This is a genomic window from Pseudomonas sp. ME-P-057, assembly GCF_030208975.1.
In the GTDB taxonomy this organism is placed as follows: domain Bacteria; phylum Pseudomonadota; class Gammaproteobacteria; order Pseudomonadales; family Pseudomonadaceae; genus Aquipseudomonas; species Aquipseudomonas lutea.
Genome location: NZ_JARVSX010000018.1, coordinates 83,041 through 102,698 on the forward strand (window position 1 = coordinate 83,041; position 19,658 = coordinate 102,698).

A 19,658-nucleotide genomic window follows, 5' to 3' on the forward strand; every position below is an offset into this window, starting at 1 on the left:
CCCACTCAACGGTTGAAATACCCGCCCCCACCCCCATATGAGTTTCCATCAGGGCATTTTCGCCCCGCAGCGTGGAGACTCTCCCCTTGACCACCATCGTTTCAGTGCGCCGCCAAGGCAAAGTCGTCATGGCCGGTGACGGCCAGGTTTCCCTGGGCAATACCGTCATGAAAGGCAACGCCAAGAAAGTCCGGCGCCTTTACCACGGCCAGGTCATCGCCGGATTCGCAGGCGCCACCGCTGACGCATTCACCTTGTTCGAGCGTTTCGAAGCCCAGCTTGAAAAACACCAGGGTCACCTTGTGCGCGCCGCCGTCGAACTGGCGAAAGACTGGCGGACCGACCGTTCGCTCAGCCGCCTCGAAGCCATGCTGGCCGTTGCCAACAAGGATGCGTCGTTGATCATTACCGGTAACGGCGACGTCGTTGAGCCCGAGGACGGCCTGATCGCCATGGGCTCCGGTGGCGCCTTTGCCCAGGCGGCTGCCCGTGCGCTGCTGCTGAAGACCGAACTGTCTGCCCGGGAAATCGCCGAAACCGCCCTGCATATCGCCGGCGACATCTGCGTCTTTACCAATCACAACATCACCATTGAGGAGCAGGACCTCGCCGAGTAAGCCGCTGGGCATGGCCGCCGTTCACCGCAGCCTGCCCGCCTTGCCTAGCGCCGAGGACCGTTGAAAACCATGTCCATGACTCCCCGCGAAATTGTCCACGAACTCAACCGCCATATCATCGGCCAGGACGATGCCAAGCGCGCCGTCGCCATTGCCCTGCGTAACCGCTGGCGCCGCATGCAGCTGCCCGAAGAGCTGCGCGTCGAAGTGACGCCAAAGAACATTCTGATGATCGGCCCGACAGGCGTTGGTAAAACCGAGATCGCCCGTCGTTTGGCCAAGCTCGCCAACGCCCCGTTCATCAAGGTTGAAGCGACCAAGTTCACTGAGGTCGGTTATGTAGGCCGTGACGTCGAGTCGATCATCCGCGATCTGGCAGACGCTGCAATGAAGTTGCTGCGCGAACAGGAAATCACCAAGGTGCGTCATCGCGCCGAAGACGCTGCCGAAGACCGCATCCTCGATGCACTCCTGCCGCCTGCACGCGCGGGCTTCAGCGAGGAGTCGACATCGGGCAGCGATTCCAACACTCGACAGCTGTTCCGCAAGCGTCTGCGTGAAGGTCAGCTGGACGACAAGGAAATCGAAATCGAAGTCGCTGAAATGGGCGGCGTCGACATATCTGCGCCGCCGGGCATGGAGGAAATGACCAACCAGTTGCAGAGCCTGTTTGCCAACATGGGCAAGGGCAAGAAAAAGAGCCGCAAGCTCAAGGTCAAAGATGCCCTGAAAATGGTTCGCGATGAAGAAGCGAGCCGCCTGGTCAATGACGAGGAGCTCAAAGGCAAGGCGCTGGAAGCGGTCGAGCAGCACGGCATCGTGTTCATCGACGAGATCGACAAAGTGGCCAAGCGCGGCAATGTCGGCGGCGCCGACGTGTCCCGCGAAGGTGTGCAGCGCGACTTGCTGCCGCTGATCGAAGGCTGCACCGTTAATACCAAGCTGGGCATGGTCAAGACCGACCATATCCTGTTCATCGCATCCGGTGCGTTCCATCTGAGCAAGCCAAGCGATCTGGTGCCTGAGTTGCAGGGTCGTCTGCCTATCCGTGTTGAGCTGAAAGCGCTGACCCCGCAGGACTTCGAACGCATTCTCAGCGAGCCGCACGCGTCTCTGACCGAACAGTACCGCGAGCTGCTGAAGACCGAAGGCCTGAACATTGCGTTCTTGCCGGATGGCATCAAGCGTCTGGCCGAAATTGCCTGGCAGGTCAACGAGAAGACCGAGAACATCGGTGCTCGTCGCTTGCACACGCTGCTGGAGCGGTTGCTGGAGGAGGTTTCGTTCAGTGCCGGTGACTTGGCAGGCGCGCAGGATGGAGGGACGATCCAGATCGATGCCGAGTACGTCAACAGCCACCTGGGTGAGCTGGCGGAAGACGAAGATCTGTCGCGTTATATCCTCTAACGCGCTGCAACCCGACTTTGTAGGAGCCGGCTTGCTGGCGAACGCAGTCTCTCAGGCGATCATCTGCGTCTGGCAGGCCGCTTTCGCCAGCAAGCCGGCTCCTACAGGTTTTGCAGCATAATGTCCGGCAGTTCGCAGCGTTATATCCGCTAGACGGTCAGGGTCTGGCGCCTCGCCGCATGGTCGCGGCGGACACAGCAGCGTTTCACCAACGGTCCAAGGCCTAGCCCCATGTCGAGAATTCCCACCGCTATCCAGCTGCATAAAGCCTCGAAGGTCCTCAGTCTGAAATACGGGACGGACGAGGAGTACCGCTTGCCAGCCGAATTCCTGCGGGTGCACTCCCCATCGGCGGAGGTGCAGGGCCATGGCAATCCGATTCTGCAATTCGGCAAGTTGGGCGTCGGGCTTCTCAAAGTCGAACCAGCCGGCCAGTACGCGCTGAAGCTGACTTTTGATGACGGTCATGACAGCGGCTTGTTCACCTGGGAATACCTGGAGCAACTGGCGCAACGTCAGACGCAACTGTGGGACGAATACCTGGCCGACCTCAAAGCCGCCGGCAAATCCCGCGATCCTTCCGAGCAAGTCATCAAGCTGATGCTCTGACTGACCGTGTTGAATTCCCTGTAATCCGCGACAACCCGCGACTGTAGGAACCGGCTTGCTGGCGAACCGGTATGTCTGACGAAGCGATGCTGACTGACAAAACGCATTCGCCAGCAAGCCGGCTCCTACAGATTTGCGCACGACCAGATGTTATTGCGGCGACAGACGTTATTGAGGCGTCAGACGTCGTTGCGGCGGCAGACGTTATTGCGACGACAGACGTCGTTGGGGCGGCAGACGTTATTGCGGCGACAGACGTCGTTGCACCGCCAGACGTTATTGAGGCGAAAGACGTCGTTGCGGCGGCAGACGCCGCGTGACGTCGGCAGTGATTCAGGTGGGGGATCTATGCTTGCGGCCCCTCAGGCGGTCAGCACCTTGTCCAGTTGCCGCTCAACTTCCGTTTGAATCGAACCGCTCATGGCAGAGAGAAAGAAGTTGAGTTCGATCGTCACCCGCACCAGCGTGTCTTCGACGTCGACGGTGCCCTTGGCGCCCTTGCCTTCCAGCGCAACCGTATCGCCTGTCCATTCGTGCTCAATGCCGTATTTGTCAGACAGCTTCTGCAGCATGATCTCAGCCTTCTCGCGGGCCTTTTCCTTTCCCAGCGTGTGCGGGCGTTCCACGGTAATTCTGGCCACTTAAAGGCTCCTGTTTCGGCTTGAATCGTCGGCGCACTATACCAGCGGCCTCTTGTGAAGAAACTGTTCGCCGTGAGCCTTGTCAAGACAAAGCCAGCCCTGACGATTAGAATGGCGCCACTTTATTCCGGTGACAGCGATATGAATGATCCGCGCAAAGGCAGCAATGCCGAACCCACCACCCACTTCGGATACAAAAACGTACCGGAAAGCCAGAAGGCCGAGAAAGTCGCCGAGGTGTTCCACTCCGTCGCGGCCAAATATGACCTGATGAACGACGTGCTGTCCGGCGGCATGCATCGCCTCTGGAAGCGCTTCACCATCGAGCTGTCCGGTGTTCGCAGCGGCAACCGCGTGCTCGACATCGCAGGCGGCACCGGGGATCTGGCGAAGAAGTTTTCCCACCTGGTGGGGCCGACTGGCGAAGTCGTACTGGCTGACATCAACGCCTCGATGCTCAAGGTCGGTCGCGACCGGCTGCTGGATCGCGGTGTGGCCGGCAACATCAAGTTCGTCCAGGCCGACGCTGAAAAGCTGCCATTCCCCGACAATCATTTCGATTGCGTGACCATTGCCTTCGGCCTGCGCAATGTGACGCACAAAGAAGACGCCATCCGCTCGATGTTGCGCGTGCTCAAGCCGGGCGGCCGTTTGCTGGTGCTGGAATTTTCCAAACCGACCAGCAAGGTGATGTCCAAGATCTACGATGCCTATTCGTTCGCGTTCATGCCGCTGGCCGGCAAACTGATCACCAACGATTCGGAAAGCTACCGCTATCTGGCGGAGTCCATCCGCATGCACCCTGATCAGGAAACACTGAAGTCGATGATGGTTCAGGCGGGCTTTGACCGCGTGACCTACCACAACATGACCTCTGGCATCGTTGCTCTGCACCGAGGCATCAAGCCCTGATGCTGATCAACGGCTTGCTCGCCAGTGCCGAACACGGCATCAATCGCGTGCTGCGCCTGGACAGCACGGCTTTGCCGCGCCTGGACAGGCTGAGCGGCAAGGTCATCGCCATCGAGTGCACCCGCCCGGCGTTTCGTCTGCACGTGCTGCCCGGCGATGATGGCCTGATGCTCGCCGCCCACTGGGAAGGCGGCGCTGATGTGACGCTGCGGGCACCCGCTGCGAGCCTGATGCGACTGGCGCTGAGTAAAGACAAGAACGCGGTGCTGCATAGCCCGGAAGTCGACCTGGACGGCGAAAGCGGCGTACTGCTTGAGCTGGTGGGTATATTGCAGGACCTGGACCTTGACTGGGAATATGAGCTGCAGCGCTGGCTGGGCCCGGTCGCCGCGCCGCTGATTGGTGGCCATGTGCGCAACAGCGCCCGCTGGACCCATGAAAGCGTGGCCAGTCTCAGCAACAACCTGGCTGAGTACCTGGCCGAAGAGTCACGCACGCTGGTCGGTAAACGCGAGGCCGAAGCCCGCTTCGCCGAACTGGATCAGACCCAACAAGACCTGGAACGCCTCGAAGCCCGCTTCGAGCGTCTGGCCCACTCTCTCAAATCCAGCGATAACGCATGAGCCTGCTTGCCGTCCGCCGCCTGTTTCGCATCCAGCGTGTCGTAATCCGTTACCGCCTCGATGACCTGATATTCGCCCTCCCCTTGCCGTGGTGGCTTCTGGCGGTGCGCTTCGTACTGCCGTGGCGCTGGCTCCCTCGTCGCAAGAACGAACTGACCCGGGGTGCGCGTTTGCGGTTGGCGCTGCAGGACTTGGGCCCGATTTTCATCAAGTTCGGGCAACTGCTGTCCACCCGTCGCGATCTGCTCCCTGAAGACGTCGCCGACGAGCTGATGATGCTTCAGGACCGCGTGCCCCCGTTCGATTCTGCCAAGGCGGTCGCGCTCATCGAATCGCAGCTGGGCGCGAAGATCAGCGAGGTTTTCAGCCGCTTCGACATCGCACCGCTCGCATCGGCGTCGGTGGCTCAGGTGCATGCTGCGCGTCTGAAAACCGGTGAAGAAGTGGTGGTGAAAGTCGTCCGCCCCGGCTTGAAGCCGATCATCGGCTCGGACCTCGCATGGCTGTTTATTCTGGCGAAAATTGCCGAACGGGTTTCCGCTGATGCGCGCCTGCTGCACCCGGTCGATGTCGTTGCCGATTACGAAAAAACCATCTACGACGAGCTCGATCTGTTGCGCGAAGCGGCCAACTCCAGCCAGCTGCGCCGCAATTTCGAAGGCTCCAACATGCTTTACGTGCCGCAGGTCTATTGGGACTGGTGCCGGCCGAAGGTCCTGGTCATGGAGCGCATTTATGGCGTGCAAGTGACGGACCTGGCGACCCTCGCCGATCAACGCACGGACATGAAAAAACTCGCCGAGCGCGGCGTCGAACTGTTCTTCACTCAGGTCTTCCGGGACAGCTTCTTTCACGCAGACATGCACCCGGGCAACATCTTCGTCAGCACCGTCGCGCCGTGGGACCCTCAATACATCGCGATCGACTGCGGCATCGTCGGCAGCCTGACCCCTGAGGATCAGGACTATCTGGCGCGCAATCTGTTTGCTTTTTTCAAGCGAGACTATCGCCGTGTGGCGCAATTGCACATTGACTCAGGCTGGGTGCCGGCCGAGACCAAGCTCAATGAGTTCGAGGCCGCCATCCGTACGGTGTGCGAGCCGATCTTCGAGAAGCCGCTGAAGGACATCTCCTTCGGGCAGGTCTTGATGCGTCTGTTCCAGACCGCTCGCCGCTTCAATATGGAAGTGCAGCCGCAACTGGTGCTGCTCCAGAAGACGCTGCTCAACATTGAAGGCCTGGGTCGTCAGCTGTATCCCGAGCTCGATCTCTGGGCCACCGCCCAACCCTTCCTGGAGCGGTGGATGCGTGAGCGGGTCAGCCCCAAAACCCTGCTTGGCAACCTGCAATCGCAGGTCGAGCAGATCCCGCACCTGGCCAACATGACCCGTGACCTGCTCGAACGCCTGTCGCAGCCCCACCGCCATGATCCGCCACCGCCTTACCGCCGCGACGGTGACCATTGGGCCCTGCGGCTGCTCGGGGCCGGCCTGCTGGCCGGTGGCGTGTTGCTGGCGTTAACGCATACCCAGACGGGCGAAGCGTTGGCCAGCCTGAATGCCTGGCCGGCGCTGCTGATGCTGGCGGCGGGGGTCTATCTGGTCGTTCGCCGATAGCCATCAGCGCGAGCCGCTGGCACACTAACCCTCCCCTGGAGCGGCCGGAGCCGACGATGAAAGACTGGCTGGACGAAATCAAATGGGACAAGGACGGTCTCGTTCCCGCCATCGCACAGGACCGCAAAACCGGTCGCGTGCTGATGATGGCCTGGATGAATCGCGAAGCCCTGGCCCTGACCGCCCGTGAACAGCGCGCTATCTATTGGTCACGTTCGCGTGGCAAGTTATGGCGCAAGGGTGAAGAGTCGGGCCATGTGCAGAAACTTCACGAGCTGCGCCTGGACTGTGATGCCGACGTCATCATCATGATGGTCGAGCAAATCGGTGGCATCGCCTGCCACACCGGCCGCGAAAGCTGTTTCTATCGCGTTTACGACGACGCCGGCTGGAAGACCGTGGACCCGGTGCTCAAAGACCCGGACGCTATTTATCAAGCAGGACACTGACCATGACTGATACCTTGTCACGCCTTGCCGAGGTGCTTGAATCACGCAAGGGTGCGGCTGCCGACTCTTCTTACGTCGCCAGCCTCTACCACAAGGGACTGAACAAGATTCTGGAGAAAGTCGGCGAAGAGTCGGTCGAAACCATAATCGCTGCCAAGGACGCTGCCGTCAGCGGTGACTGCAGCGACGTCATCTATGAAACCGCTGACTTGTGGTTCCACAGCATGGTGATGCTTGCCCAGCTTGGCCAACACCCGCAAGCCGTGCTGGATGAGCTGGACCGCCGTTTCGGCTTGTCCGGCCACGCCGAGAAAGCGTCTCGCTCGGAATGACTCGGCGAAACAGCTCGGCGAAATAAACACAGGGGCTGCGGCCCAAATCTTTTGTGAGGAAAGCGTCATGGGCATTTTTGACTGGAAACACTGGATCGTCATTCTTGTGGTCGTCGTGCTGGTATTCGGCACCAAGAAACTCAAGAACCTGGGCACTGACGTCGGTGAATCGATCAAGGGCTTCCGCAAGGCCATGAACGACGACGAGAAGCATCCAGAACAGCCGCCAGTACAGCCAACGGCGCAACCGACGGTTCAGCCTACGGTTCAGCCGCAGCAGCCTGTTCCCCCTGCGCAGGCGCCGCATCAACCGCACACCATCGACGCTCAGGCGCAACGAGTCGAAGACCCCATCCGCAAAGACTAGGTCGTGACGCATGTTTGGTATCAGCTTTTCTGAACTGCTGCTGGTCGGTCTGGTTGCCCTGCTCGTGCTCGGCCCGGAACGCCTCCCAGGCGCAGCACGGACGGCCGGGCTCTGGATCGGCCGTCTGAAACGCAGCTTCAATGCGATCAAACAGGAAGTTGAACGCGAGATCGGCGCCGATGAAATTCGGCGTCAGCTGCACAACGAGCACATTCTTTCGCTCGAAGAGGAAGCACGCAAAATCATGCAGCCGCAGCAGCCCCCGGGAGCCCCTGCCACGCCGCCATCGGCCGCTCCTGTCGCCTCGCCTGCTTCGCAGCCACACACGCCGGCCGCACCGGTCATGGGCGCCTCCTCGCCGCTACAGAGCGCGGACCTCGGCCCTGCCGCCCCGGCCGAGACTGCATCGGTGACGCCGACGCCGGCAGCCGCGGCACCAGCTACACAGTCCACTCCCGCTTCTGCACCTGCGCCTGCACCTGCACCTGCACCTGCACCTGAGATCACTGCAGCCACGGCGGTGCACAGCGCGCCTTCTGCCAACGATTCGTCACTGCCACCAAGAGCCCCATGAGCGAAATTCCGGAAAACGACCAGCAAATGCCGCTGGTCTCGCACCTGACAGAACTGCGCTCACGACTGCTGCGCTGCGTACTCGCGATCTTCGTAATCTTCGGCGCGCTGTTTTACTTCACGCAGAAGATCTACACCTTCGTCTCCGCCCCGCTGCGCAAGTTTTTGCCTGAAGGCGCGACGATGATCGCGACCGATGTGGCTTCACCCTTCATCACGCCGTTCAAGCTGACGATGATGGTGGCGCTGTTTCTGGCAATGCCGGTGATTCTGTATCAGATCTGGGGTTTCATCGCGCCAGGGCTCTACAAGCATGAAAAGCGCGTGGCGGTCCCGTTGCTGATTTCCAGCATCATTCTGTTCTACGCCGGTATGGCGTTTGCCTACTTCCTGGTCTTCCCGCTGATTTTTCACTTCTTCGCCAGCGTTACGCCGGAAGGGGTGTCGATGATGACGGACATCGCCAGCTATCTCGACTTCGTGATGACGCTGTTTCTGGCGTTTGGTGTGGCGTTCGAGATCCCGGTTGCCGTGGTGCTGCTGGTGTGGATCGGCATCGTCGACGTCAAATACCTGAAGAAGATTCGCCCTTACGTGGTGATCGGCTGCTTCGTGGTCGGCATGATTCTCACCCCGCCGGACATCTTTTCGCAGACCTTGCTTGCCGTGCCGATGTGGCTGCTGTTTGAGATCGGTGTGCTGTGCAGCTCAATGATCACCAAGCGCGGCGACCACGAAGATGACGAAAAAGCCGAAGACGAACAAAGCCAGCCGCCAGCGACCCAACCGTGAATCTGCTGTTGCTGGAGGAAGCTGACTTCATTGCGGCTGACCGGGTTGTCTTGCGCGATCGCCGCCTCACGCATATGCAGGAAGTCCATCGCAGCGAGGTGGGCGACAGCCTGAGGGTTGGGCGCGTGGACGGGTTGCTGGGCAGCGCACAATTGCTGCGTCTGGAGGCTCGAGAAGCCGAGCTGTCGGTGAGCTTCGAGCATGCTCCTCCCGCCAAATTGCCGCTGACGCTGATCCTTGCCCTGCCGCGCCCGAAGATGCTGCGCAGGGTGTTCCAGACCGTGGCCACCATGGGTGTCCCGAAGGTCGTCCTGATCAACAGCTACCGCGTTGAAAAAAGCTTTTGGCAGACGCCTTTTCTGGAGCCCGCTGCGATTCGCGAGCAGTTGATTCTTGGCCTGGAACAGGCCCGGGACAGTGTGCTGCCGGAGATCGTCATCGAAAAGCGCTTCAAACCCTTCGTTGAGGACCGCCTGCCTGCCATCGCAGGCGGGACGTTGGGGTTGGTTGGCCATCCGGGAGAGTTCCCGGCCTGTCCCCGTGCCGTTGAGCAGCCCGTCACGCTGGCCATCGGCCCTGAGGGCGGCTGGATTCCGTACGAAGTGGACCTGTTGCGAGGGTCCGGGCTGAATCCGGTGCAGCTGGGCTCGCGAATCCTGCGCGTCGAGACCGCCGTGACTGCGCTGCTGGCCCGGCTGTTCTAAGGTCCGCAGTCGGCGCCCGGTAATACGTTTTATCTGACGCTGCGAGGCGGCCAGTTTGCTGCCGCTTTGCGCCAGTTCGCGGGCAAGCGCGCTCCTACAAACTTTCGCTCGCGCTTGTGCTTCTGCCTAAGGCGTAGGAGCGCGCTTGCCCGCGAAGGGCTGCGCAGCAGTCGTCCCCCAGACACTTCATCTCTCCTCGCTTCAGTTCGACGCGCATCAGCCGATGTACAGGCGTCCATAACAACAAACGCCCAAGGAATCATCATGTCTCGCTGGTTTGCCCATCGCCTCGGAAATATGAGCGTCAGTCTCAAACTGGGTATCGGCTTCGGGCTGGTGCTGCTGCTGACGCTACTCATCACCGCCACGGGATGGTGGAGCGTAAATGCGCTGATCGAGCGCGGCGACAAGCTGGGCATGATCTCGCAAACCAGTGAGCGCACGATGGACTTGCGCGCCGCGCGCATGGCCTATGAGACCCAGTACAGCGCCGAGGCTGCGACGGCGGTCATGACCGCACTGGACAAGCTCGACGCCGACCTGAAAACCGCTGGCACCATGATCAAGGGCGCTGACGACCTTAAGTTGCTAAGCATCCAGATCCAAGCCGCTGCCGACTACCGCAATGCCTTTGGCGAGATGACCAAGGCCATCCAGGCCCGTGAGGCCAGCCGTACCAACCTGGGCGCTTCGGCCGACGCTGCAGTGGATAGCGTCAAGAAAATCGAAGAAGCGTTGATTCAGCACGACAATATCCTGCAATTCAATGGCGCTGTAGACGTGAGCAAGCAGATCCAGCAGGCCCGCTTCCAGGTGCGTGGCTACACCTTCAGCGGTAACCCGGATTTCGAGAAGAACGCCACGGCCGCCATCGACGAAGCCATCGTCGGGGTCAACACGCTCGCAGGCGACGTTTCCTCCCAGTACATCCCGCAATTGCAAAAGGCCAACTTGGCACTCAAGGGCTATCGCGCCGCAGTGGGCCAGTACCGGGACGCACAACAGAACAGCCGTCAGGCGTTGGAAAAGATGACCGGCCTGGGCCAGCAACTGCTCGATGTCAGCGACCAACTGAACGTCTCGCAAAATGCCAAACGTGATGTCGACAGCAGCCAGGCCCAGTCAACGCTTGGTATCGCAACGGTGCTGGCGCTGATTCTTGGCTTGCTCGCCGCATGGATCATCACACGGCAAATTACCGTGCCGCTGAGCCAGACACTAATTGCCGTCGAGCGCGTTGCCTCCGGCGACCTCACCCATAACCTCAGTGTCGATCGGCGTGACGAGCTCGGCCAGTTACAAAGCAGCATCCAGCGCATGACGGTGGGGCTGCGGGAGCTGATCAGCGGCATCGGCGAAGGCGTTACCCAGATCGCCAGCGCTGCCGAAGAGCTGTCCGCGGTCACCGAACAAACCAGCGCCGGCGTGAACAGTCAGAAAATCGAGACCGACCAAGTCGCGACGGCGATGCATGAGATGACCGCCACTGTGCAGGAAGTTGCGCGCAATGCGGAAGAAGCCTCCGAAGCGGCGGTAGCCGCCGACCTTCAAGCCCGCGAGGGCGACAAAGTGGTCAATGAAGCCATTGTGCAGATCGAGCGGCTGGCCAGTGAGGTGGGGCATTCCACCGAAGCCATGGCCGAACTCAAACGCGAGAGCGACAAGATCGGCAGCGTCCTGGATGTGATCAAGTCGGTCGCACAGCAAACCAACCTGCTGGCACTGAATGCCGCCATCGAGGCCGCTCGGGCAGGCGAAGCCGGGCGTGGTTTCGCCGTGGTGGCGGACGAGGTCCGTAGCCTGGCGCAACGCACGCAGAAATCGACCGAGGAAATCGAAGAGCTTATTTCCGGTTTGCAGAACGGGACTCGGCAGGTCGCGACGATCATGGACAACAGCCGAGAGCTGACAGTCAGCAGCGTCGAGTTGACCCGCCGTGCCGGCAGTTCGCTGGGAAGCATTACCCGCACCGTCTCGGCAATTCAGTCCATGAACCAGCAGATCGCTGCCGCAGCCGAGCAACAAAGCGCCACCGCTGAAGAAATCAACCGCAGCGTGTTGAACGTGCGAGACGTTTCGGAACAGACCTCCGCCGCCAGTGAAGAAACGGCCGCATCCAGCGTGGAGCTGGCCCGTTTGGGCAGCCACCTGCAGGCACTGGTTGGCCGGTTCAGGGTCTGATCAAACACCGGGAGCGATTCGCGCACGCTTTCTGGAGGTACGCAATTCGCCTGTAGGAGCCGGCTTGAACTGGCGACCCCGGTGATCACTTGCAAAGATATTGACTGACCCCAAGCCGTCCGTAAGAGCCGGCTTGCTGGCGAAGGCGGTGGATCAGTTGCGCAGATATTGACTGACCTTACGCGTTCGCCAGCAAGCCGGCTCCTACGGATTTAGCGCAGCCATCACGCCCTCAGCCACTTACCACTCAGTCATGGATCGTCCGGAATCACCCCGGTGCAGGGCCGAATCTGTGACACGCGTCACCCCTTCTACCCGCTCAGAAATGTCCTACGGCCTGATCAGGTCACGCCTCCGCGTCCCCTGCCGATGCGCGTTTATCGCTCATCGGCAGGAGATGCCTCATGTTCCATGGAATCAACAGAGCGCTGGCCAACACCAGCGTAAAACTCAAACTCTCGCTGGGCTTCGGCCTAGTTTTGCTTCTGACGCTGGCCATTACCCTGACGGGGTGGCATGGGCTTGACACCATGATCGAGCGCTCGGAGTCACTGACCTCCATCGCTCAGCTCAACGCGATGACCAAAGACCTGCGCGCCGAGCGCATCGTTTTCCGCGGGGAGAACACCCCTGAAAGCGCCTCGCGCGTTGTCACCCGTATCAACGAAATTGAAGCGCATCTGGTAGTGCTGCGGGAAGACGCGCCGCCACCCGACATCCTCAAATTGCTCAACGGGCAGAGCGACACGGTAAGGGCGCTGGAGACCACTTTCGCTGATCTGGCCAGGCTGTTAACTGCGCGAGCGGACGCTCGGACGCAGCTGGGAAAGCTCTCCGAAGAGGCAATCACCTCCATCGGCGAGGTTGAAAGCGAAGTCTTGAAGGCAGTCAGCCAAGAGCAGGACAGCAGTGAGCGTCTGGACGAGTTCACCAACCTGCAACAGTTGCGGGGGCAGGTGCAGAATGCTCGCTATGAGGTTCAGGCGTACGTGTTCAGCGGCAAAGAGTCCTACGAAATCGCCGCCGTGACCGCCATCGATGAAGCATTGAAGGAGGTAGAACAAATCGCCAGTGATCAGGCTGACAGCAATGTCAGCGGGCTGCTCAAAGCGCGCAAGACGCTGCTCAAGTACCGTGAGCACATGGGTTTGTTCAAAGATCTGCAAGTCAAGGTGGAGGCGGCCCAGGAAGTCATGGAGACGCTGAGCGAGAGCCTGCTGACGTCCACCGGGGAGATCATTGCGCTGCAAGGCCAGCGGCGCGATGCCGAGGCCACTCAATCGCGCCAGACGCTGAGCGCCGTGGCCGGGCTGGCAATACTCTTGGGACTGCTGGCGGCCTGGTTGATTACTCAGCAGATCATTGCGCCGCTGCGGCTCACGCTGAGTGCAGCAGCGCGCATCGCCAACGGTGATTTGAGTCAGGACCTGGAAGTCGGCCGACGCGACGAAATGGGCATGCTGCAACGGAGCATGCAGGAAATGACCGTGAGCCTGCGCCAACTCATCACCGGCATCAGTGATGGCGTTACGCAGATAGCCAGCGCGGCGGAGCAACTGTCGGCGGTGACAGAGCAGACCAGTGTTGGCGTGAACAGCCAGAAAGACGAAACCGACTGCGTGGCGACCGCAATGAACCAGATGACCTCGACGGTCATGGAAGTGGCGCGCAACGCAGAGGAAGCCAGCGAGGCAGCGCGGCATGCCGATCAACAGGCGCGCGACGGTGACAAAGTGGTCAACGACGCCATCGCGCAGATCGAACGCCTCGCACTGGAGGTCAACAATTCGACCGAGGCCATGGGCAAGCTCAAGCTGGAGAGCGACAAGATCGGCGGCGTGCTCGACGTGATCAAGTCGGTCTCGCAACAGACTAATCTGCTGGCCCTCAATGCGGCGATCGAAGCGGCCCGTGCCGGCGAGGCAGGACGTGGGTTTGCCGTCGTGGCGGACGAAGTTCGTGGCCTGGCGCAGCGCACTCAGGAATCCACCGAAGAAATCGAAGTACTGATCGCCGCGCTTCAGAGCGGCACTCAACAGGTGGTGACCACGCTCGATGCGAGCCGGACGTTGACTGACAGCAGCGTCGAGCTGAGTCGCCAAGCGGGTCAAGCGCTTGGGCACATCGCACGCACCGTGTCGACGATTCAGACCATGAATCAGCAGATCGCTGCGGCCGGGGAAGAACAAAGCAGCGTGGCAGAACAGATCAATCGCAGTGTGATGAGCGTGCGAGACGTCTCCGAACAGACCGCCGCCTCCAGTGAAGAAACAGCAGCGTCGAGCATCGAGCTGGCGCGGCTGGGCGTGCACCTGCAGGAGATGGTGGGCAGGTTTCGGGTGAATTGAACACCGTCTTACCCTTGTAGGAGCGCGCTTGCCCGCGAAATGATCTGTCTGCGAAATGGCGGATGACTGACACACCGCATCGCGGGCAAGCGCGCTCCTACAGTTGATTTGTGTATGCCATCGAACGTGCAAAACGCCCAGATCGTTAGGTATGCAGTTACAGGAGATGGTGGCCAGGTTTCCGGGGAATTAAACAACGTCGTACCCCTGTAGGAGAGCGCTTGCCCGCGAAATGATCTATCTGCAGCATGGCGGGTGACTGACACACCGCATCGCGGGCAAGGGCGCTCCTACAGTTGATTTACGTATGCCATCGAACGTGCACAACGCCCAGATCGCTAGGTGTATAGCTGCGGAGATGGTGGGCAGATTTCGGGTGAATTGAACACCGTCTTACCCTTGTAGGAGCGCGCTTGCCCGCGAAATGATCTGTCTGCGAAATGGCGGATGACTGACACACCGCATCGCGGGCAAGCGCGCTCCTACAGTTGATTTACGTATGCCATCGAACGTGCAAAACGCCCAGATCGTTAGGTATGCAGTTACAGGAGATGGTAGCCAGGTTTCCGGGGAATTAAACAACGTCGTACCCCTGTAGGAGCGCGCTTGCCCGCGAAGATGATCTGCCTGCCACATGGCGGGTGACTGACACACCGCATCGCGGGCAAGCGCGCTCCTACAGTTGATTTACGCGCGGTAATCAGCCCTGCACAAACGAGCTTCCATGCCCAAACAAAAACGCCGCCGAAGATTGCTCTTCGGCGGCGTTTTGTTTGGCGCTTGAATCAGGCGTTTACGAGGGTGGACTCGTTCACATGCGTCGCTGGCTGCAGCGGCAGCAAAGGCGCATGTGGGTCTGCATCCACTGACGCCCGCCATGCATTCAGCCAGGCGGAGTTGCCTTCGCTCCAGACCAGCTCATGCAAGCGAGCCAGCGCAACCGGATCGCTCAGCAATTGCAGGCGCTCATGGTTGTTCAGCAGCTCAGGGCCACCCTTGATGGCATGACGTACACGCTCAACGCGCATCCATTCGATCGGCTCGGCGTGACGATGGCGTGAAGTCGCCAGCGCACACGCCAAGGCGTTCTGCTGTGGATCAACCACCGCACGGACGAATCCATCGTTCAGCGCGTGCCAGCGGTTCTCGTGCGTGTACTTGTCGGTAGACACCAGTTCCTGCGGAGGCGTGTGCTCTTCCGGGATCAGGAACAGCTTGGTGTCACGTGCCTTCAGGCCCAGGTTAGTGCGACTGGAAATCACCGACACCGGGATCGACAACATCAACGAACCCACAATCGGCACCAGCCACCACAGGAAGCTTGGGTTAAGCCAGGCCACCAACAGCGCCCAGCAAAAACCGAGCAACGTCTGTGGACCATGACGCTTGACCGCTTCACTCCAGGGCGTCGAGTCATCGTCACGCTGCGGAGAGTTCCAGGTGGCGGCCCAGCCCAGGAAAGCAGCCAGCACGAAGCGGGTGTGGAAGATCATACGCACGGGTGCCAACAGCATGGAGAACAGCATCTCCAGCAGCATCGACATCGTGACCTTGATCCGCCCGCCGTAACCGGTAGCGCCCTTCGCCCAGATCAGAATGACGCTGAGCAGTTTCGGCAGGAACAACAGCACAACGGTCGTCGAGAACAATGCGACGGCTTTTTCCGGGTGCCACTGCGGCCACAACGGATACAGCTGACGCGGCTCCATGAAGTAGGTCGGCTCCATCAGTGTGTTCACCGCCAGCAACGCAGTGGACAGCACCAGAAAGAAGAACCACAACGGCGCTGACAGATACGACATCACGCCCGTCAGGAACACCGCACGGTGAACCGGGTGCATGCCCTTGACCAGGAACAGGCGGAAGTTCATCAGGTTACCGTGGCACCAGCGACGGTCACGCTTGAGCTCATCCAGCAAGTTCGGCGGCAGCTCTTCGTAACTGCCAGGCAGGTCGTAGGCGATCCACACGCCCCAGCCAGCACGTCGCATCAGCGCTGCTTCAACGAAGTCGTGGGACAGAATGGCACCGGCGAACGCGCCTTTGCCGGGCAATGGCGCCAGGGCGCAGTGCTCGATAAAGGGTTTCATGCGGATGATCGCGTTGTGACCCCAATAGTGCGATTCACCCAGTTGCCAGAAGTGCAAGCCGGCCGTGAACAGCGGGCCGTACACACGGGTAGCGAACTGCTGCATGCGCGCATACAAGGTGTCCATGCCCGACGCACGCGGCGCGGTCTGGATAATCCCGGCATCCGGCGTGGCTTCCATCAGGCGCACCAGACTGGTCAGACACTCACCGCTCATGACCGAGTCAGCGTCGAGGACGACCATGTAGCGGTACTCACCGCCCCAGCGACGGCAGAAGTCATCCAGGTTGCCGCTTTTGCGCTTAACGCGACGGCGGCGACGACGATAGAAGATCTTGCCGAACCCGCCGGTTTCACGACACACGTCCAGCCAGGCTTGTTGCTCGGCCACACAAATGTCGGTCTCGTTGGAGTCGCTGAGGATGAAGAAGTCGAAACGGTCCAGGTCACCCGTGGCCTTGACCGACTCGAACGTGGCCCGCAGACCTGCGAACACACGCGGCACATCTTCGTTGCAGATCGGCATCACCAACGCTGTACGGGCACCCGCTTCGATCGGCTCATTGCCCGCACTTGCACCGGAAATACGGTACTTGTCGCGGCCAGTCAGCAGTTCGAGGAAGCCCATCAGCGCGGTCCAGAAACCTGCCGAGACCCAGCAGAACAAAATCCCGAACAACAACAGGATGCTGGTCTGAAGTGCGTACGGCATGACCTGAACAGCCGTCTGCCACAGGGTTTGATGACTGATTTCGTCGAACGAAACCAGCGACCAGCCTTGATACGGCAGGATGCCCTTCATGTAGAAGCCGGCGACGATGGTCTGGCCCAGCATGAGGATCAGCAGGATGTAACGACGGATCGAACCCACGGTGCGCCAGCGCGCCTTGGGCAGATCACGGGGTAAATCATCCTTGGGCGGCGGCGGATTGGTTTTGCCGGTCAGACGGCGCCATCCGCGGTGCAGGATATTGGTGCGCCACGGTTCCGGCACCACTTTGGTACGACGGATCGGTGGCGTGGCTTTCAGGCGAACACGGCCGCTGGCGTCGACACTCAGCATCTCGGCTTCGTGCAGCTCATCAGCGGTCGTCAGCGTCAGACGACGCTCTACCGAAGCCTGAGCGGCCTCGGCAGGGTCAGCGACAGTCTGCGCGGAGAGGCGCTCGTGCAGCTCGGCGAACGAGGTGCAGCTGGCAAGTTCTGCCCGCTGCACATCGGTCATCGGCAAATGCGCCAGGTACTCGCTGAGAGACTCATTCAGAGGCTCTGGCACCGCATTTGAATTACTCATCGGCTGGCAACTGATAGCTCCAGGTTTCGGTCAGGACTTGTTGAATCATGGCCGGCCCCTGTTGGGTGGTGGATGCAGCCTCTACCGCTGGCTGCGGGGTTTCCTTGCTGCCTTTGTTCGCCTTCGCGGCATCGCCCAGGGCGGCTTCCGGCTTGGAGGCCTCGTCGGACTTCACTTCGGCAACCTTGGCGTCCGCCGGTTTGGCCGCGTCAGCTTTGGCAACATCCTTGCCGTCAGCTTTCGGCGCCTTGGCGTCCTTCTGATCGCCCGCTTTCAACGCGTCAGTCTTGACGATCTCGGCTTTCTCGTCCTTCGGCGCTGTCACGACAGGCGCAGCGGCAACGGCCTTGGCATCAGCCTTGGCAGCCGGCTTCTTGTCAGACTTGTCGGCAGTGATCACCGCAGGTTCCTTGCCAGGCTCGGCAGGGGTCTCGCGCAGCAAGTAAGCACGCATTTCGACGGCCTTGCCCGGATCCTTGACCTTCAGGCGCAGCGTCAGACGCCAGCCTTTGGTCACGGGGTTGTAGCGCAGGTTGTTCTCGACCAGGTCAGTGTTGTCATCAGTAATGACCTGACTGCGAATCGACGGGTCTTCACCCAGCTTGGCCAGTGTCGGGCCAACGAAGTCGACCAGATAAGCCACGCTGCCGTCCGGCTGACGGATCAGATTGGACTGCTTCACGTCGCCGGTAGAGCGCAGGGTCTGCTTGACCCAGCCCAGATCAGGCGAGTGAATGGCGTCCTCATCCATGGTCCAGTGCAGGCGATAGTTGAAGTCGATCGGCTGGCCAGGCTCCGGTTGAGTCTCGGGCTTCCAGAACGCAACGATGTTGTCGTTGGTTTCGTCGGCAGTCGGGATCTCTACCAGATCAACCGTACCTTTGCCCCAATCGCCCTTCGGCTCGATCCAGGCGCTCGGACGTTTGTCGTAACGGTCGTCGAGGTCTTCGTAGTGGCTGAAGTTACGGCCGCGCTGAAGCAGACCGAAACCGCGCGGATTCTCGACCGAGAAGCTGCTGACAGAAAGGTGCTTAGGATTGTTCAACGGACGCCAGATCCACTCGCCATTGGCTGCCTGAATGGACAGACCGCTGGAGTCGTGCAGTTCACGACGGTAGTTGAGAACCTTCGACGGCTGGTTGGCGCCGAACAGGTACATGCTGGTCAGTGGCGCTACGCCCAGTTTGCCGACCTTGTCACGCAGGTACATGCGCGACTGGACGTCCACCAGCGTATTGGTGCCCGGACGCAGTGTCAGCTTGTAGGCGCCGGTGGCACGTGGGGAGTCGAGCAAGGCAAAGATGACCAAGTGGTTGTCATCCGCGCTCGGCTTTTCGATCCAGAACTCAGTGAAACGGGGGAATTCTTCACCCGACGGCATTGCCGTGTCGATGGCCATGCCGCGCGCAGACAAACCATACACCTGACCTTTGCCGATGACGCGGAAGTAGCTCGCGCCCAGCATGGTCATGATTTCGTCTTGCTTGTCGTCTTTGTTGATCGGGTAGGTGACACGGAAACCGGCGTAGCCCAGGTTTTCGGTCGACTTGGGGTCGAATTTCACATCGCCAAAGTCGAAACGAGTCGGGTCGTACTTGATCTCGTTGACGGAATTGGCGGTGACTTCGTTGATTTTGACCGGGGTGTCGAAGTGCATACCCTGGTGGTAGAACGACACCTTGAACGGGGTCTTGTCATTGGCCCATTCGGCCTTGTCTTGCAAGAAGCGGATCTTTTGATAATCCGCGAACTTCATGTCGCGGAATTCGGCCGGAAGATTGCTCTTCGGCGCTGTGAATTTCTGTCCGGCCAGATCTTTGGCCTTTGTCGCCACGTCGTCGAGATCGAACGCCCACAGCTGACTGGCGCCGAACAGACAAAACAAAGCCGACCCTGCCAACAGTGCGCCGCGTAAGCGCCTGCCCGGGTTCTTTGGTGCATTACATGGACTAACAATCACGAGCAACCCTCGCCGAAAACAGATGAAGAAACCAACGGCCAGCTATCAAATGCCGGGTTGGCGAGCATTGTTCCGACTCCAAAAGGGGCCAATGATTCCCCAAGCGGCGTCGGACCAGTCTGCGTTTTACCGATTTGACGGGCT

General features: G+C 60.3%; 17 protein-coding genes and 2 pseudogenes. 16 read left to right on the plus strand and 3 right to left on the minus strand.

Translation table 11 applies throughout. From position 1 onward, the window contains the following. Positions 1 to 86: 86 nt before the first annotated feature. The 3 genes from hslV to QRN48_RS09465 all read left to right on the plus strand — a co-directional run bounded on the left by hslV (position 87) and on the right by QRN48_RS09465 (position 2,633). Positions 87 to 617, plus strand: a complete 531-nt coding sequence (hslV, locus tag QRN48_RS09455; RefSeq protein WP_037016051.1) for an ATP-dependent protease subunit HslV — start codon at positions 87 to 89, stop codon at positions 615 to 617. A gap of 69 nt (positions 618 to 686) precedes the next feature. Next, positions 687 to 2,024 carry an ATP-dependent protease ATPase subunit HslU gene (hslU, locus tag QRN48_RS09460; protein ID WP_037016053.1) on the plus strand — a complete coding sequence of 446 codons (1,338 nt, stop codon included), beginning with the start codon at positions 687 to 689 and terminating at the stop codon, positions 2,022 to 2,024. A gap of 231 nt (positions 2,025 to 2,255) precedes the next feature. Then, positions 2,256 to 2,633, plus strand: coding sequence for a gamma-butyrobetaine hydroxylase family protein (locus QRN48_RS09465; RefSeq protein ID WP_037016055.1), 378 nt, complete (start codon positions 2,256 to 2,258; stop codon positions 2,631 to 2,633). A gap of 362 nt (positions 2,634 to 2,995) precedes the next feature. On the opposite strand, the gene QRN48_RS09470 is transcribed toward QRN48_RS09465, so the two are convergent. Then, positions 2,996 to 3,274, minus strand: a complete 279-nt coding sequence (locus tag QRN48_RS09470) for a polyhydroxyalkanoic acid system family protein (protein ID WP_037016061.1) — start codon at positions 3,272 to 3,274, stop codon at positions 2,996 to 2,998. A gap of 141 nt (positions 3,275 to 3,415) precedes the next feature. Between QRN48_RS09470 and ubiE the strand changes: the two genes are divergently transcribed. From ubiE to QRN48_RS25375, 13 genes and pseudogenes are all read left to right on the plus strand, one after another. Next, positions 3,416 to 4,186 (plus strand): bifunctional demethylmenaquinone methyltransferase/2-methoxy-6-polyprenyl-1,4-benzoquinol methylase UbiE, encoded by a 771-nt coding sequence (gene ubiE / locus QRN48_RS09475; RefSeq protein WP_285350231.1) that lies wholly within the window; start codon positions 3,416 to 3,418, stop codon positions 4,184 to 4,186. Next, positions 4,186 to 4,809 (plus strand): ubiquinone biosynthesis accessory factor UbiJ, encoded by a 624-nt coding sequence (locus QRN48_RS09480; RefSeq protein WP_191942660.1) that lies wholly within the window; start codon positions 4,186 to 4,188, stop codon positions 4,807 to 4,809. Before ubiE ends, QRN48_RS09480 begins: the two co-directional genes overlap by 1 nt. Next, the gene (gene ubiB, locus QRN48_RS09485; protein ID WP_037016069.1) at positions 4,806 to 6,425 is read left to right on the plus strand and encodes a ubiquinone biosynthesis regulatory protein kinase UbiB; all 1,620 of its coding nucleotides are present in this window, start codon (positions 4,806 to 4,808) and stop codon (positions 6,423 to 6,425) included. Before QRN48_RS09480 ends, ubiB begins: the two co-directional genes overlap by 4 nt. Before the next feature lie 56 nt (positions 6,426 to 6,481). Next, complete coding sequence (gene hisI / locus QRN48_RS09490) at positions 6,482 to 6,874, plus strand: phosphoribosyl-AMP cyclohydrolase (protein ID WP_285350236.1); 393 nt, start codon at positions 6,482 to 6,484, stop codon at positions 6,872 to 6,874. A 2-nt stretch (positions 6,875 to 6,876) separates the two neighbouring features. Further along, on the plus strand, positions 6,877 to 7,206 hold the full coding sequence (locus tag QRN48_RS09495) for a phosphoribosyl-ATP diphosphatase (RefSeq protein ID WP_037016075.1): 330 nt from the start codon (positions 6,877 to 6,879) through the stop codon (positions 7,204 to 7,206). Positions 7,207 to 7,273: 67 nt separating this feature from the next. Beyond that, positions 7,274 to 7,573 (plus strand): twin-arginine translocase TatA/TatE family subunit, encoded by a 300-nt coding sequence (locus tag QRN48_RS09500; protein WP_037016078.1) that lies wholly within the window; start codon positions 7,274 to 7,276, stop codon positions 7,571 to 7,573. 10 nt (positions 7,574 to 7,583) lie between these two features. Next, positions 7,584 to 8,147 (plus strand): Sec-independent protein translocase protein TatB, encoded by a 564-nt coding sequence (gene tatB / locus QRN48_RS09505; RefSeq protein ID WP_285350239.1) that lies wholly within the window; start codon positions 7,584 to 7,586, stop codon positions 8,145 to 8,147. Next, entirely contained in the window at positions 8,144 to 8,938 is a 795-nt protein-coding gene (gene tatC, locus QRN48_RS09510; RefSeq protein ID WP_037016084.1) for a twin-arginine translocase subunit TatC, read from the plus strand. The genes tatB and tatC overlap by 4 nt, the downstream gene beginning before the upstream one ends. Then, positions 8,935 to 9,642 carry a 16S rRNA (uracil(1498)-N(3))-methyltransferase gene (locus QRN48_RS09515; RefSeq protein ID WP_285350241.1) on the plus strand — a complete coding sequence of 236 codons (708 nt, stop codon included), beginning with the start codon at positions 8,935 to 8,937 and terminating at the stop codon, positions 9,640 to 9,642. The genes tatC and QRN48_RS09515 overlap by 4 nt, the downstream gene beginning before the upstream one ends. A gap of 297 nt (positions 9,643 to 9,939) precedes the next feature. After that, positions 9,940 to 10,965, plus strand: a pseudogene (locus QRN48_RS25360) (methyl-accepting chemotaxis protein); the annotation flags it as partial. Between the two features lie 144 nt (positions 10,966 to 11,109). Beyond that, positions 11,110 to 11,823, plus strand: coding sequence for a methyl-accepting chemotaxis protein (locus tag QRN48_RS25365; RefSeq protein WP_502944591.1), 714 nt, complete (start codon positions 11,110 to 11,112; stop codon positions 11,821 to 11,823). 530 nt (positions 11,824 to 12,353) lie between these two features. Next, positions 12,354 to 13,313 (plus strand): annotated as a pseudogene (locus QRN48_RS25370) (methyl-accepting chemotaxis protein); the annotation flags it as partial. Continuing rightward, the gene (locus QRN48_RS25375; protein ID WP_420806912.1) at positions 13,305 to 14,171 is read left to right on the plus strand and encodes a methyl-accepting chemotaxis protein; all 867 of its coding nucleotides are present in this window, start codon (positions 13,305 to 13,307) and stop codon (positions 14,169 to 14,171) included. The pseudogene QRN48_RS25370 and the gene QRN48_RS25375, both read left to right, overlap by 9 nt. 785 nt (positions 14,172 to 14,956) lie before the next feature. Here the strand turns inward: QRN48_RS25375 and mdoH are convergent. Then, positions 14,957 to 17,554 (minus strand): glucans biosynthesis glucosyltransferase MdoH, encoded by a 2,598-nt coding sequence (gene mdoH / locus QRN48_RS09530; RefSeq protein ID WP_191942654.1) that lies wholly within the window; start codon positions 17,552 to 17,554, stop codon positions 14,957 to 14,959. Next, positions 17,547 to 19,520, minus strand: a complete 1,974-nt coding sequence (locus tag QRN48_RS09535; RefSeq protein ID WP_191942653.1) for a glucan biosynthesis protein G — start codon at positions 19,518 to 19,520, stop codon at positions 17,547 to 17,549. Before QRN48_RS09535 ends, mdoH begins: the two co-directional genes overlap by 8 nt. Positions 19,521 to 19,658: the final 138 nt, after the last annotated feature.